We start from the raw sequence: 15,202 nt of genomic DNA on the forward strand, positions 1-15,202 counted from the left end.
TATATTATTATCCACGTAGTTGTTGTTGAGCTAAAGCAACAAGACGTTTTGTTACTTCACCGCCAACTGAACCGTTAGAACGAGATGCTGTATTAGATCCTAAGCTTACACCAAATTCTTGTGCAATTTCATATTTAAATTGTTCAAGCGCTTGTTCTGCACCTGGAACTAATAATTTGTTTGTTTTTACCATGTTGATACACATCCTTATGAGTAGTCCAGTTCAGCTAAGTTCTTATCTAAACTGGTAACGTTATTTTATGTGGAAACGACGTACTCATACGCGGAAGTAATCGGTGCGATTAGAAGTTCTTGGATAGAAAAAAGAGTAGCAAATTTGCTACTCTTTTTTTAGTATTGTCGCTGTTCCTTCCACGACAATATCATCTGATTGATTATATATGTTTGTTTGCAACGTAATGATTTTTTTATCGTCACGCTTCTTAATAACCTCTGCCACAACGCGAAGTGTATCACCGATTTTGACAGGGGCACGGAATGAAACATTTTGGGATAAATAAATCGTATTTTTGCCTGGGAGTTTCGTTCCAAGGATGGTAGAAATAAAACTCGAGACGAGCATTCCGTGAGCAATACGTTCTTTAAACATTGTCGTTTTTGCAAAAGAATCTAAAATGTGAATAGGATTCACATCTCCAGTCAATTTTGCAAAATTGATAACATCTTCATCTGTAATTGTTTTTGTAAGGGATGCTTGATCACCGACTTGAATCTCATCATAGCGAAGCTCCGGAACAGTTTGTGCTTCTTGAAATGGATTCATTTTGTCCTCCTTCTTTTCCATATCGAAAAATGTTAGCCATCTTGATGTAGTAGGAGGAAGAAAGAGTTTTGTTTGTGCTGCGGTTAGCTCCCACATTTTTCTTACTTGATGGAAGTAAATAGATTTTTTGAGTTTTCCTCGAACTTTTTTGCGAGTTCCAACTGTTTTGACTTGAACTCTTCCAAAAAACCCTCTAACTGTTTTTGAGCCTCTTCACGTTGTAATTGTTGTTGCTCAATAAATTGTTTTGTTGTTTCTTCAAATTGACCGCTTGTTTGTGTAAGAATTGACAAAGAAGTTTTTGTAGGAGAAACGGTAAGCTGATGCATATGAGCAGAAAGTTCCTTCCACTTGTCTTGCCATTCGTTAATTTGATCATTTAAGGAGTTTCCAGTTAATTGTTTCACGTAATCTGTATATTGATTATTGAACTGAGCAGTGAGTTGTTGCAGTTCTTTTTCTAGTTCATCTACTCCTGATGTTAATTTATGCAAAGCGTCTTGTTGTTGTTTTAATGTTTCTAAAGTAAGTTGCTCTAACTGTTTTCCAGCTGAAGAGAAAAGGGAAAGTGATTGAGACCAGTTTTTCCAAAATGCATCGACTAATTCGTATGGTTTAGTTTCCATTGTTTGACCCCCAAATGTTTTTTTGCATATTGTGAACGCAGATTACTCTGCTGTACCACCAGGTGAAGATGAAGAATCCTTTTCATCCTTTTCTGGAGAAGTAGAAAATGGAAAGAATGCATTGGTGTATAACGTGAAAAACGTTCGCAACATATTTTGATAATGTTCAAAAGAAGTCGCACATGTTGTTAAATATTGCTCTCCATATTCAGTTAAAGAATAAATTCTTTTTGCCGGCCCTCCATCGCTTGTATCCCAAGTAGAAGAAATAAGGTTTTCTTTTTCTAATTTGCGTAGTGTTCTATAAACATTACCTTGGTCAACAGAAGAAAAGCCGATATCCATTAGCATTTGAATAAGTTTGTAACCATGAAGACTCCAGTCTTTTAGACAGAGAAGTAAGAAGGGAACTAAGAAGTTTTTTGGCATGGAGTTTGGTTGTTTCGCTTGGTTGCTCTCCAAACTTTCGCGTTGTTCTGGTTCATTTTGTAGCATGATTGTGCATCACCTCATGAATCAGTTAGATGGAATTTTTTGCTTATAAGTGCAATTTACACCTATCTGTTTTTAAAGTCAACACATTTGTTAGAAAATAGAAAAAATAAAATATAGACTTGAAGTTTTATTCAGAATATTAGAAAATAGTGAATAGGTTGAATTGTTTCAAAAACGAAAAAGGGAGTGTAGGTAAAGTGATTGATCAAAAATTCGATCCACTACAAGCATGGAAAAATGCTTATGAACAAACCGAAACATTTTGGGGAAAAGCGCTCAATGAAACAATTAAAACAGAAGAATATTCTGCTTGGATGGGCAGCGTTCTAGATTTGAATTTGTTTTATCAAAAAGCATTAAATGATACGACAAAAAACTATTTAGAACAAGTAAATGTGCCGACGAAAGAAGATATCGCAAGAGTGGCTACGCTTGTTATTAACTTAGAAAATAAAGTAGATAACATTGAGGAGTTTCTAGAAGAGAAAGTAGATTCTTTAGGACAAGCTCCTACATTAAAGCGTGATGTGACGAAAGTAAAACAAGATATTCGTACGCTTGAAACAAAAGTAGATCAAATTGTAGAATTGCTAGAAAAGCAAAATGCAGTACTAGCTAAACTACAAGTACCTGTAAAAGAAGAGGTAAAGCCTGCGAATAAACCAGAAAATAAAAAATGATAAAAGCGCTTGTTTATAACAGGTAAAAGAGAGAGGGAGAATCTCTTTTCACGTATAAACAGCGAAACATAATTATATATGGACTCTATAGTATGAGTATCAAAATGATTCATAACAATCGTTCACAAATTCATTTAAGGGGGAAAAGAAATGGTTCAATTAAATGGAAAAGTAGCAATCGTAACAGGTGGAGCAAAAGGAATTGGAAAAGCAATTACAGTAGCATTAGCACAAGAGGGAGCGAAAGTAGTTATTAACTATAATAGCAGTAAAGAAGCAGCTGAAAATTTAGTAAATGAATTAGGAAAAGACGGGCATGACGTTTATGCAGTGCAAGCGGATGTTTCTAAAGTAGAAGATGCAAACCGACTTGTAGAAGAAGCTGTGAATCATTTTGGTAAAGTTGATATTCTTGTTAATAATGCTGGTATTACAAGAGATCGTACATTCAAAAAGTTAAATCGTGAAGATTGGGAGCGCGTAATTGACGTGAATTTAAGCAGTGTATTTAATACGACAAGCGCGGTTCTTCCATACATAACGGAAGCGGAAGAAGGAAGAATTATTAGCATTTCTTCTATTATTGGTCAAGCAGGTGGATTTGGCCAAACAAACTACTCAGCAGCAAAAGCGGGTATGTTAGGATTTACAAAATCATTAGCGTTAGAACTTGCAAAAACAAATGTCACTGTAAACGCTATTTGCCCAGGATTTATTGATACTGAAATGGTAGCAGAAGTACCAGAAGAAGTACGTCAAAAAATTGTTGCAAAAATCCCCAAAAAACGTTTTGGTCAAGCTGATGAAATTGCAAAAGGTGTAGTATACCTATGCCGTGATGGTGCGTATATCACAGGTCAACAATTAAACATTAACGGCGGATTATATATGTAATGAAGTAAGAAAAAAGTGCATATCCATAGCAGGAATGCACTTCTTTTTTTAAGAAGAAAATCGACCAAAAAGGAGATAAAAAAATGACTACATTCGCAACAGAATGGGAAAAGCAATTAGAGCTATACCCAGAAGAGTACCGAAAAGCGTACCGCCGAGTGAAAAGGGCGAGTGAAATTTTATTACGTGAACCAGAGCCGCAAGTAGGATTAACGCCGAAAGAGGTTATTTGGACGAAGAATAAGACGAAGCTTTATCGCTACATTCCAAAACAAGAAAAAACACAAAGAGTTCCAATTCTATTAATATATGCTCTTATTAATAAACCATATATTATGGATTTAACTCCTGGAAATAGTTTAGTGGAATATCTAGTGGATCGTGGTTTTGATGTGTATATGCTTGATTGGGGCACATTTGGTTTAGAAGATAGTCATTTGAAATTTGATGATTTCGTGTTTGATTATATTGCAAAAGCAGTAAAAAAAGTAATGCGAACTGCAAAATCGGACGAGATTTCTTTACTTGGTTATTGCATGGGTGGAACGCTAACTTCTATTTATGCAGCACTTCATCCGCACATGCCAATTCGTAATTTGATTTTCATGACAAGTCCTTTTGATTTCTCTGAAACAGGATTGTATGGTCCTTTATTAGATGAGAAATATTTCAATTTAGATAAAGCCGTTGATACATTTGGAAATATTCCGCCAGAAATGATTGATTTCGGAAACAAAATGTTAAAGCCAATTACGAACTTTGTTGGTCCATATGTTGCTTTAGTAGATCGTTCAGAGAATGAGCGCTTCGTCGAAAGCTGGAGATTGGTTCAAAAGTGGGTTGGTGATGGTATTCCGTTCCCAGGTGAATCATACAGACAGTGGATTCGTGATTTTTATCAAAATAATAAATTGGTTAAGGGTGAACTCGTTATTCGCGGACAAAAGGTAGACCTTGCAAATATTAAGGCGAATGTCTTAAATATTTCCGGGAAACGTGATCATATCGCTTTGCCATGTCAAGTAGAAGCATTACTAGATCATATTTCTAGCACAGATAAACAATATGTATGTTTACCAACAGGGCATATGTCTATCGTTTACGGTGGAACAGCTGTAAAACAAACATATCCGACGATTGGAAATTGGCTTGAAGAGCGTTCTAATTAAAAATAAAAAAATCCAACTAGCCTATGTTAGTTGGATTTTTTTGTGAAAAATAACAAAACATAGAAAGGAGAAATTTATATTTTAGGAGTATAATTATGAAACTTATGACGGGTAAGTTGTTTTGGAATACAGGAGTTTCTGTACCTTGTTATCCACTGTTAGAAAATGATATGATATGTGATGTGCTCGTAGTCGGAAGTGGCGAAGCCGGTGCTCATATAGCGTATTCTTTAGCGAAAATCGGTATGAGTGTAATGCTTATTGAAAAAAGAGAAATAGCATGTGGTAGTACATTTGCAAATGTAGGTTTATTACAGTTTCTTCATGATAAATCGTTAACCTCACTTATCCATACATTTGGTGAAGAAAAAGGGGTACGAGCATATAAACTGTGTTACGAAGCGTTACGAACAATGGAGAAAGTGGTACCTACTCTCGATATTGATCCCTATTTTATGCCAAGAAGTAGTTTATATTATGCAAGTAAAAGTGAGGATGTCTCATTTTTACAAGAGGAGTACAATACGTTACAGAATTATGGATTTCCTGTTGAGTATTTTACAGAATCTGATATTAAGGAACGTTATCCTTTTATAAAACAAGCGGCATTGTATACACACGGTGATGCTGAGGTGAATCCGTATTTACTAGCGCATAGTCTTTTGCATAAAGCAAACCAAATGGGAGCTAATATATATGAACATACAGAGGCAATACATATAAAAAAACGGCAAAATGATTTAATTTGTTACACGAAAACAGGAAATCAAATTGTAGCAAAGAATATTATTATGGCGACGGGCTATGAAGCGCTTTTTGGAAAGAAAGAAAAAAATACAACAGTAGAGGCATCTTATGCAGTTGTGACAAATGAAATAAATCAGTTTGATGGCTGGCATGAGCGATCGTTAATTTGGGAAACAGCACGTCCCTACTTATATTTTCGGACGTTTCAAAACCGCATTATGGTAGGCGGATTAGATGAAGCGATGCAAATTCAACCGATTGGTGATACGAAACTATTGCGTAAGCGTGATATCCTTATTAACATTGTAAGAGAGATGTTCCCACAGTATAAGAATATACAAGCAGAGTATTATTGGGCAGCAGCATTTGGTAGTAGTCATGATGGTCTACCTATTTTAAAAGAAGATAAGAAGATACATAATTTATTTTACGCATTATTGCACGGAGGTAATGGAACTGTGTATGGAATGGTATTTGCCAAATTATTTGAGCAGTTATTTACAAATAAAGAAAGTAAAGATTTTTCTTTATTTAATCGATAGAAAAAAGGTAGCGAAGTGATGGAATGAGAGATATAAAAAAGTTTTTACAAAAATTACGTCCTGTACAACTCATCGTTTTGTTTTATTTATTAGCGGTAGTTGTATCGGTGATATTGCTTAGTTTACCGTTTGTTACGAAGCCTGGTGTGAAATGGACATTTATAGATTCGCTTTTTACATCGGTTAGTGCGGTAAGTGTTACGGGACTGTCTGTTATTACGATTTCAGATACGTTTACTACAGCAGGAATTATTGTTTTAGCCCTTATTCTACAATTAGGCGGCTTAGGAATTATGGCGCTTGGTACATTTGTTTGGATCATTACGGGAAAAAAGATTGGTTTGCAAAGAAGAAGATTAATTATGGCAGATCATAATCAAGGAAATTTATCGGGTCTTGTAGAATTGATGCGTTCTATTTTAATTGTAATTATTTCGATAGAACTTATTGGAGCAATCCTATTAGGTACAAGATTTTTACTTTACTTTCCGACTTGGCAAGAAGCTTATTTTCACGGTTTCTTTGCAGCTGTTAGTGCGACTACGAACGGCGGATTTGATTTAACAGGACAATCATTAATTCCATATAAAAAAGATTATATTGTTCAAATGATTCATATGTTACTAATTATTTTAGGCGCGATTGGTTTCCCTGTGCTAATGGAAGTAAAGCAATTTCTTAGTAAAAGGCGACAACAATTATTTCGTTTTTCATTATTTACAAAATTGACGACAACAACATTTTTTGCACTCGTTGTTGTTGGTACAATTATGATTTTTTTACTGGAGAGAAATCATTTTTTAGTAGGAAAGTCATGGCATGAAACTGTATTTTATACATTATTCCAATCTGTGACGACGCGAAGTGGTGGACTTGCTACGATGGATATACGTGAATTGTCACAACCGACGCTTTTATTTATGAGTATATTAATGTTTATAGGGGCATCTCCAAGTTCGGTTGGGGGCGGAATACGTACAACAACATTTGCTGTTAGTATATTATCGCTATACACTTTTGCGAGAGGCGGGAGAACGGTTAGAGTCTTCAAACGTCAGCTACATGAAGAGGATGTGCTGAAAGCATCTGTCGTTATGACAATGGGTATTTTATTATGTGCTACAGCATTATTTATTTTATCTATTACGGAAGATGTACCGCTTATGAGTCTAATTGTTGAAGTCTGTTCTGCTTTCGGAACGACAGGACTATCGACGGGTATTACGCCAGATTTAACAACTGTTGGTAAAATTGTACTCATAGTGCTTATGTTTATCGGTCGCGTTGGTATTTTAACATTTATACTAGCTAGTGGCGGAAGAGAACAGCCACCTCGCTATAAATATCCGAAAGAGCGGATTATTATTGGATAGTATGAAACCATTCTACCTATGTTAGGTAGAATGGTTTTTTAGTCGTTAATGCCAAATTGCGGATGCATAAAAGCATCCTTTTTATTATCTACTTCTTTTTTTAGCAACTCTTGATTTTCTTCTGAAATCCACCCAATATCATTTGTAGGATGGATCCATTCTTCTCCAGCCATAATGGCAGGATCTACTTCATCACTCCAATTGTTAAGCGGACTGTTCTCGGAATTATATTTACTGTCTCCAATTACAACATCATATTGATTCAAAAAAGGTTGTTGCATCGTTTTTCCTGTTCCTTTAAAAGATGGAAAATTCATTTGATGCGGGAGCGTTTCATCTAAAATGGGTGACTGAATTTTATCTTGCTTCTTCAAAATACGAGCTCCTTTTTATAATGATTTCTTCATATGTAGTATTTCCATCTAACGCCTCTTATGTACTTGTTAACACTTGCCAGTAATAATTATTTCAGCTTGCTTCAAACTAGAGTAGAAAGTGATTTCTTGAGAGCAGGTGAATGTATTGGTAAAAAGAAAAGTGAAACAAAATGCGGCAATTAACAATAATAAAACTCCGAAAGAAAGCTTACCAGATGCAGAATTTGCATTAGAGTATGAAGGAGAAAATAGCGCGAAGTATGCAAATCGTAATTCAAAAAAAGGGAAATAAAAATGAGGCGTTTTTTACAAACGCCTCATTTTTTTGTGGGATTATAAAGGATTTTTTAATTATTTGTAAATTTAGTGTTTTTTATTAGCAGAAAAATGCGAAAAAACATAGAAGTAGCAACGTATTACACAAAAACAAACAACAAACAAAAGATTAATGTTGGTTTAATACTGCTTTTACACTAGTTGTTTATATTTGAGTTGTACATAAGATTTGTAAAAGGAGAGAGAAACAGTGAAAAAAACAATCTTTAAAGCTGTAGCGACTGGAATGGTATTTTCGTTATTAATGGGGTGTGGTGCAAAGAAGGAAGAAAGTGCTGGAGCGAAAGTGAAAGATGACAAATTATCTGGATCATTAACTGTTTACACAGCGATTGAAGAAGAGCTTGTACCAATTTATCTTGATTCCTTTAAAAAGAAATATCCTGATGTGAAATTGAACATTGTACGTGATTCAACAGGAGTTATTACTGCGAAATTGCTAGCTGAAGGAAAAAATACACAAGCAGATGTTGTATGGGGAACTGCAGCATCAAGTCTATTAGCTTTAGATAAAAAAGATATGTTAAAAGGGTACTCTCCAAAAGGAGCGGACCGCGTTCTTTCGCAATTTAAAGATGACAAACAACCTGAAAAATGGGTAGGAAATACTGCATTTATGACGGGGGTTGCTATAAATAAAGAAGAATTAAAGAAGAAAAATTTACCGATGCCAGAATCATACGAAGACTTAACGAAACCAGAATATAAAGGAACGCTTGTTATGCCACATCCGGCTTCTTCTGGAACAGGATTTTTAACAGTTTCTGCATGGCTACAAATTATGGGTGAAGATAAAGGCTGGGATTACATGAAGAAACTTCATGATAATATAGCAACTTATACGCATTCAGGCTCAAAACCAGCGAAATTAGCAGGTGCAGGTGAATATCCAGTTGGCGTATCGATGGTTTATAGTGCTTTAAAGGAGAAACAAAAAGGTGCACCAGTTGAAGTTGTATTGCCGAAAGAAGGATTAGGTTGGGAAGTAGAAGCGAACGCACTTATTAAAAAAGATAATGCAAAAAATGAAAAATTAGCGCAAGCATTTTTAGATTGGGCAATTACTGATGATGTAATGAAGTTATACTTCGAGAAAAATGGATTTGCAACAATTAAAAATGATTATAAACTTCCAGATGGATTCCCGAAAGATGTGACGGAAAAATTATATAAAAAGAATGACTTTAAGTGGGCAGCAGAAAATCGCGACAAAATTTTAGAAAAATGGGAAAAAGAGTTTGGCCAAAAAGCAGAACCGAAAAAGTAAGTGAGTGGGAGAGAGAAAAAATGAGCGAATATTTATCAATTCAACACATTCAAAAACAGTTTGATGCATTTACAGCGTTAAAGGATATTTCTTTTACTGTGAAAAAAAATGAGTTTGTATGTTTATTAGGCCCAAGTGGCTGTGGGAAAACAACATTGCTTCGAATTTTAGCAGGGCTAGAAGAGGCGACAACAGGTAGTATAGCTGTGAATGGAAAAGATATTACAGCATTACCTCCTGGAAAGAGGAATTTCGGAATGGTGTTTCAATCATATGCATTATTTCCGAATTTAACAGCACTTGAAAACATTGAATACGGCTTAAAGACAAAAAAGTATGGAAAAGCAGAAGTAAAAGAGAAGGCGCTATCGGCGTTAGAACTAGTTGATTTACTGAATGTAAAAGATAAATATCCTGCTCAAATGTCTGGTGGACAACAGCAGCGAGTAGCACTTGGACGTGCGCTCGCTCTGTCTCCGGATATTTTGTTACTTGATGAGCCGTTATCTGCTTTAGATGCAAAAGTGCGAGAAAAGTTGCGTAGAGAAATGCGTGATTTGCAAGAAAAAGTAGGAGTAACAACTATTATGGTCACGCATGATCAAGAAGAGGCATTAACGATGGCTGATAAAATTGTTGTAATGAATCATGCGGAAATTATGCAGATTGGAACACCAGAGGAGATTTATCAAAGACCAGCCAATCCGTTTGTGGCAGATTTTATTGGTTCTATTAATTTCTTTTCGAAAAATAATGAAGAACATGCAATTCGTCCTGAACATGTAACAATTGTACAAAAGGACGGTATTAAAACGGTTGTGGAAAGCATGGAATTCCGAGGATCTGTATATCGGACAGAAGTGCGAGTCGTAGAAGAAAAAACACATCTTTATAACGAGAAAATTGTAGTGGATATATTGGCATCAGAAGTGGAAAAAACCGCTATTAGAAAAGGAAAGTCGATTCAAATCTCTTTCTCAGAAAATCATATGTTGTCATATGGAAAGAAGGTCATTGTATAGATGGAGATGTTAGAAAATTTCAAGGTAGAAAGTACGAAAAAAAAGATTAAGAGACGTATCGGTAAAGAAGAGTGGATACAAAGACTATTAATTATTGGTATGCTCCTCGCTTTTTTGATCATGCTTGTATTACCACTATTACAATTGTTTACACAAGCTTTTTATGATAAAGATGGAGCTTTCATTGGAGTTGCGAATTTCAGTAAATATTTCACAACTCCAACGCTAGTTCAATCATTGCAAAATACGATATGGATTTCGGGTGCGACAACAATTATTGCAGTGACACTTGCTTTCGCTTACGCCTATGCGATCGCTCGTACGAATGTGTTCGGGAAGCGTGTATTTCAGTATGTAGCGTTATTACCATTGTTCGCACCAACGATGATGCACGGTATAGCACTTACATATTTATTTGGTAATCAAGGGCTAGTAACGAAAGGAATGTTTGGTTTATTTGAAGGTATACAAATCCCTTTATATGGCCCAGTAGGAATTGTAATAGCTGAAGTTATGTATACATTTCCGCAAGCCTTTCTTATATTGCTAATTGCCTTCCAAGGATCTGATTATCGTTTATATGAAGCTTCTAATATGTTAGGGGCGAGTAAAACAAAGCAATTTTTCACGGTTACTTTACCTAGTGTAAAGTACGGATTAATTAGTGCAATGTTTGTTGTGTTTACACTTAGTTTTACTGATTTTGGGGCACCAAAAATTGTTGGTGGTCAATATAATGTGCTTGCTACTGACGTATATAAGCAAGTAATTGGACAGCAAAATATGCCGATGGGTGCAACTGTCGGAATGATTTTATTAATCCCAGCTATATTCGCATTTGTAGTTGATCGTATTACGCAAAGAAAGCAGGCAAATTTCTTATCTTCAAAAGCAGTACCATACAGAATAATAGCTAATAAGAAAAGAGATGTCATCTCATTCATATATTGTAGTGTGATTACACTTATGATCATTCTATTATTTGTTGCAGTTGGTATTGCTGCAAGTGTGAAAGTATGGCCATATAATATGAGTTTTACATTTGAGCATTTTAATTTTTCGAGTTTAACAGGAGATGGACTTGAAGCATTTAAAAATAGCGTAATTGTTTCAGCAGTTACAGCAGTTATTGGGGCGATTTTCACATTTGTATTCGCATATGCAATTGAGAAAATAGACCAGCTACAATTTTTCAGAAAAACAGGTTACTTTTTCTCTATCGTTCCTTTAGCGATACCAGGTTTAGTACTCGGATTAGGATATGTCTTTTTCTTTAGTCAACCAACGATTCAAATTCTGGGACTATCAGTAACGAATCCGTTTCATTCTTTATACGGAACAATTGCTGTGTTAGTACTAGTAAATATCATTCATTTTTATTCTGTAACATTTGTCACGGCAACGACTGCCTTAAAGAAATTAGACCGAGAGTTTGAGCTTGTTTCGCAGTCGATGGGTATTCCGTTTTATAAAACATTCTTCCGAGTAACAGTACCAATGTGTTTACCAGCAATTTTAGAAATGGTAATGTACTACTTCGTAAATTCAATGGTAACTGTATCGGCAGTTGTATTCCTATATGCAGCTGATTTTAAACTAGCTGCCGTATCAATCGTAAATATGGATGATGCAGGAAATGTAGCGCCAGCAGCTGCAATGAGTGTACTTATTGTTGTTACAAATATTGTAGTGAGAGTTGTATATGAACGGGGAACGAAAGCACTTCGTAACCGAACTTCACAATGGCAAAAAAGATAAGTAAGAAAGGTGATGGACAGAATGAAAATTGAAGCAGTTATTTTTGATTGGGCAGGTACGACGGTTGATTACGGATGTTTTGCACCACTAGAAGTATTCATGAAGATTTTTCAAAAACGCGGCGTTGAAATTACAGCAGAAGAAGCACGTAAGCCAATGGGATTATTAAAAATAGATCATGTAAGGGCACTAACAGAAATGCCTCGTATTGCTGATGAGTGGAAGCGTGTCTTCGGTCAATTACCAACAGAAGCAGACATTCATGAGATGTATGAAGAGTTTGAAGAAATTCTCTTTTCTATTTTACCAAGTTATGCTACGCCGATTGATGGGGTAAAAGAAGTAATCGCTTCTTTACGTGAGAGAGGCATTAAAATCGGTTCAACAACGGGCTATACGAGAGAAATGATGGAAATTGTAGCAAAGGAAGCAGCGTTACAAGGATATAAACCTGATTTTCTTGTTACGCCAGATGATGTTCCAGCAGGCCGTCCATATCCATGGATGTGCTATAAAAATGCAATGGAACTTGGTGTGTATCCGATGAACCATATGATAAAAGTAGGGGACACAGTATCAGATATGAAAGAAGGTAGAAATGCTGGAATGTGGACAGTTGGTGTAATTCTTGGAAGTAGTGAGCTCGGTTTAACGGAAGAGGAAGTGGAGAGTATGGATTCGGTAGAGCTTCGTGAAAAAATTGAAATAGTTCGTAATCGGTTTGTTGAAAATGGGGCTCATTTTACGATTGAAACGATGCAGGAGCTCGAAAACGTAATGGAACATATCGAGAAACAAGAACTTATTATTTCATAAAAGGGGCACGGGATCATGAATGAAAATCACTACTTATTATTAACACCAGGACCATTAACGACAACAAAATCAGTAAAAGAAGTTATGCTATACGATTGGTGTACGTGGGATGATGAATATAATACGATGGTGCAAGAAGTAAGAGCTAAACTTGTATCGTTAGCGACGAAGGAGGAAGAGAAATATACAACAGTGTTAATGCAAGGAAGCGGTACGTTTTCAGTTGAAGCAGTAATTGGTTCTGTTATTCCGGGAAATGGGAAGCTCCTCGTTTGTACAAATGGTGCGTACGGTAAGCGCATTGTTCAAATGGCAGAGATGTTACAGATTGATGTAGTGATCAGTCAAACAGAAGAGTGGGAACCTACTAATATTGTAGAAGTAGAAAAGTTATTGCAAGAAGATAAAGAGATTACACATATTGCAGTTGTTCATTGTGAAACGACGACAGGAATTATAAATCCAATTGTAGATGTATGTAAATTAGGACAACAGTATGGAAAGGTTACAATTGTTGATGCGATGAGTAGTTTCGGCGGGATTGAAATAGACATTGCTGATTTACAAATTGATTTTTTAATTAGTAGTGCGAATAAGTGTATTCAAGGGGTTCCTGGATTCGGATTTGTAATCGCAAAACGTGATGAATTATTGAAGTGTAAAGGGCAAGGACGCTCTTTATCTCTTGATTTATATGATCAATGGGAAACGATGGAAAAACAAAATGGGAAATGGCGTTTTACTTCACCTACACATGTTGTACATGCTTTTTATCAAGCACTACTTGAACTAGAAAAAGAGGGAGGAGTAAGAGCGCGTTACAATCGATATTACAACAATCAAAAACTACTAGTAAATAGAATGGGAGAAATCGGATTTAAGCCACTAGTAGATGAGGAATATCAATCTCCTATTATTACATCTTTCATTTATCCAAAAGAGGGGTTTGAGTTTCAACAGTTATATAACGAATTAAAGCGTTATGGATTTGTTATTTACCCTGGAAAAATTTCGAAAGTAGATACGTTTCGCATTGGAAATATCGGTGATGTACATGAAGAAGATATTAATCGCTTAGTTGATAGTATTGCTAAAGGAGCTGTTATTGGGTGAAAGTATTTTGCTTAGGTGGAGCAGGTAAAATTTGTCGCGAAGCTATTTTGGATTTAGTTCAATTTTCATCTTTTGAGACGATTACTGTAGCTGATTTTAACGAGGTAGAGGGCCGTAAAGTAGTAGAATGGCTCAACGACCCTCGTGTTGATTTTGTAAAAGTAGATGTAACGAATCACGAGGATACGGTTGCAAAAATGATTGGTTATGACATTGTAATGGACGGTACGACGATAAAACTAAACGGATTGTCGACTCGCTGTATTGCAGAAGCAGGCTGTCACGGTGTGAACTTAAATGGATTTGGTGAAGAAAATGAATCGCATGCTATATTTGTTCAAAATGAAAAAACATGTTTACCTGGATTTGGCATGACGCCAGGTGTAACGCAAATGATGGCAATGCATGCAGCAAATCAACTGGATACTGTAGAGTCCGTCCGTGTAAGTCACGGTTCGTATCGTCCGATTGCTTTTTCTGCTTCAATTACAGAGACAACGACATATGAATATGATCCACATTTACCATCGCGTATAGTGTATGAAGATGGTGAATTTAAACAAGTACTTCCGTTTGCGCGTCCGAGAGAAATAGAATTGCCAGCGCCTTATGGTAAGGCAACGCAGTATATCATTCCGCATTCTGAAACGATTACGTTAGCAAAGGCACTAGAAAATAAAGGTGTCAAACTGATAGAGACGAGAGGAACTTGGCCAAAGCAAAATATGCAACTTGTACGTGCTTTATATGATTACGGCATATTGCGTAATGATCAGATTGAAATAAACGGGAAAGAAATAGGTATTATGGATTGTATTTCGCAGTATTTATTACAATCGAAAGAAGGACAAGAAACAGAGCTTTATGGATATGCACTTCATGTAGAAGTAATAGGTATGAAAAATAATGAGAAGCAAAGACATGTGTTATATCATACACACCCGTTATCTGATGGTTCTGTTGTAGGATGGGAAAAATTAAGAGCGTATACGAGAAACGTCGGTATTCCATTTGGGATTGCTGCAGAGTTAATTGCAAATGGAAATGTAAATAGGGTGGGTGTTGTTACGCCTGAAGAAGCCTTTGAAAATCCACAATTGATTTTTGATGAGCTAGCAAAGCGTGGTATTCATATTCATGAAGAAGTTGCTACTTACAAAGAAAATTATAACTTTGTATAAGTAAGGAAGTTTATGAGGGAGA

Annotated in this window: 17 protein-coding genes; 12 read left to right on the plus strand and 5 right to left on the minus strand. The window is 35.9% G+C overall.

The genetic code is table 11. The features are described 5' to 3' along the window. Positions 1-7 precede the first annotated feature (7 nt). From ACTFRH_RS03010 to phaQ, 4 genes are all read right to left on the minus strand, one after another. Positions 8-193, minus strand: coding sequence for an alpha/beta-type small acid-soluble spore protein (locus ACTFRH_RS03010; RefSeq protein ID WP_000241212.1), 186 nt, complete (start codon positions 191-193; stop codon positions 8-10). Positions 194-340: 147 nt separating this feature from the next. Beyond that, positions 341-784, minus strand: coding sequence for a MaoC family dehydratase (locus tag ACTFRH_RS03015; protein ID WP_001067916.1), 444 nt, complete (start codon positions 782-784; stop codon positions 341-343). Between the two features lie 101 nt (positions 785-885). After that, positions 886-1,410: a polyhydroxyalkanoic acid inclusion protein PhaP gene (phaP, locus tag ACTFRH_RS03020; protein ID WP_000448594.1), complete on the minus strand. Its 525-nt coding sequence runs from the start codon at positions 1,408-1,410 to the stop codon at positions 886-888. Between the two features lie 42 nt (positions 1,411-1,452). Next, on the minus strand, positions 1,453-1,905 hold the full coding sequence (gene phaQ / locus ACTFRH_RS03025; protein WP_000939955.1) for a poly-beta-hydroxybutyrate-responsive repressor: 453 nt from the start codon (positions 1,903-1,905) through the stop codon (positions 1,453-1,455). Positions 1,906-2,102: 197 nt separating this feature from the next. Between phaQ and phaR the strand changes: the two genes are divergently transcribed. The 5 genes from phaR to ACTFRH_RS03050 all read left to right on the plus strand — a co-directional run bounded on the left by phaR (position 2,103) and on the right by ACTFRH_RS03050 (position 7,310). Beyond that, a complete protein-coding gene (gene phaR, locus ACTFRH_RS03030) occupies positions 2,103-2,585 on the plus strand; it encodes a polyhydroxyalkanoic acid synthase subunit PhaR (RefSeq protein WP_000566944.1) in 483 nt (160 codons plus the stop codon). A gap of 150 nt (positions 2,586-2,735) precedes the next feature. Continuing rightward, on the plus strand, positions 2,736-3,479 hold the full coding sequence (locus tag ACTFRH_RS03035) for an acetoacetyl-CoA reductase (RefSeq protein WP_000250407.1): 744 nt from the start codon (positions 2,736-2,738) through the stop codon (positions 3,477-3,479). An 83-nt stretch (positions 3,480-3,562) separates the two neighbouring features. Then, on the plus strand, positions 3,563-4,648 hold the full coding sequence (gene phaC, locus ACTFRH_RS03040; protein WP_000206336.1) for a class III poly(R)-hydroxyalkanoic acid synthase subunit PhaC: 1,086 nt from the start codon (positions 3,563-3,565) through the stop codon (positions 4,646-4,648). Positions 4,649-4,743: 95 nt separating this feature from the next. Next, positions 4,744-5,937 (plus strand): NAD(P)/FAD-dependent oxidoreductase, encoded by a 1,194-nt coding sequence (locus tag ACTFRH_RS03045; protein WP_000772562.1) that lies wholly within the window; start codon positions 4,744-4,746, stop codon positions 5,935-5,937. 23 nt (positions 5,938-5,960) lie between these two features. Then, positions 5,961-7,310, plus strand: a complete 1,350-nt coding sequence (locus ACTFRH_RS03050; protein ID WP_001204713.1) for a TrkH family potassium uptake protein — start codon at positions 5,961-5,963, stop codon at positions 7,308-7,310. A gap of 38 nt (positions 7,311-7,348) precedes the next feature. Here the strand turns inward: ACTFRH_RS03050 and ACTFRH_RS03055 are convergent, their stop codons facing one another. Then, on the minus strand, positions 7,349-7,684 hold the full coding sequence (locus ACTFRH_RS03055) for a DUF3905 domain-containing protein (protein ID WP_000743724.1): 336 nt from the start codon (positions 7,682-7,684) through the stop codon (positions 7,349-7,351). Positions 7,685-7,832: 148 nt separating this feature from the next. Here ACTFRH_RS03055 and ACTFRH_RS03060 point away from each other — a divergent pair, with 148 nt between their 5' ends. The 7 genes from ACTFRH_RS03060 (at position 7,833) to ACTFRH_RS03090 (ending at position 15,180) form a co-directional block, all read left to right on the plus strand. Next, entirely contained in the window at positions 7,833-7,979 is a 147-nt protein-coding gene (locus tag ACTFRH_RS03060; RefSeq protein WP_000240798.1) for a hypothetical protein, read from the plus strand. A gap of 234 nt (positions 7,980-8,213) precedes the next feature. After that, complete coding sequence (locus ACTFRH_RS03065) at positions 8,214-9,290, plus strand: putative 2-aminoethylphosphonate ABC transporter substrate-binding protein (protein WP_000750900.1); 1,077 nt, start codon at positions 8,214-8,216, stop codon at positions 9,288-9,290. A gap of 20 nt (positions 9,291-9,310) precedes the next feature. Continuing rightward, on the plus strand, positions 9,311-10,312 hold the full coding sequence (locus tag ACTFRH_RS03070; RefSeq protein ID WP_000006188.1) for a putative 2-aminoethylphosphonate ABC transporter ATP-binding protein: 1,002 nt from the start codon (positions 9,311-9,313) through the stop codon (positions 10,310-10,312). Beyond that, positions 10,313-12,070, plus strand: a complete 1,758-nt coding sequence (locus ACTFRH_RS03075; RefSeq protein ID WP_000425507.1) for a putative 2-aminoethylphosphonate ABC transporter permease subunit — start codon at positions 10,313-10,315, stop codon at positions 12,068-12,070. A 21-nt stretch (positions 12,071-12,091) separates the two neighbouring features. Next, positions 12,092-12,886: a phosphonoacetaldehyde hydrolase gene (gene phnX, locus ACTFRH_RS03080; protein WP_000687400.1), complete on the plus strand. Its 795-nt coding sequence runs from the start codon at positions 12,092-12,094 to the stop codon at positions 12,884-12,886. A gap of 15 nt (positions 12,887-12,901) precedes the next feature. Continuing rightward, positions 12,902-13,999 carry a 2-aminoethylphosphonate--pyruvate transaminase gene (phnW, locus tag ACTFRH_RS03085; protein ID WP_001004777.1) on the plus strand — a complete coding sequence of 366 codons (1,098 nt, stop codon included), beginning with the start codon at positions 12,902-12,904 and terminating at the stop codon, positions 13,997-13,999. After that, on the plus strand, positions 13,996-15,180 hold the full coding sequence (locus tag ACTFRH_RS03090) for a saccharopine dehydrogenase family protein (RefSeq protein ID WP_000862177.1): 1,185 nt from the start codon (positions 13,996-13,998) through the stop codon (positions 15,178-15,180). Before phnW ends, ACTFRH_RS03090 begins: the two co-directional genes overlap by 4 nt. The last annotated feature ends 22 nt before the right edge of the window (positions 15,181-15,202 follow it).

The sequence above is a fragment of the Bacillus cereus group sp. MYBK216-1 genome (assembly GCF_051916495.1).
GTDB classification, from domain to species: Bacteria; Bacillota; Bacilli; order Bacillales; family Bacillaceae_G; genus Bacillus_A; species Bacillus_A thuringiensis_K.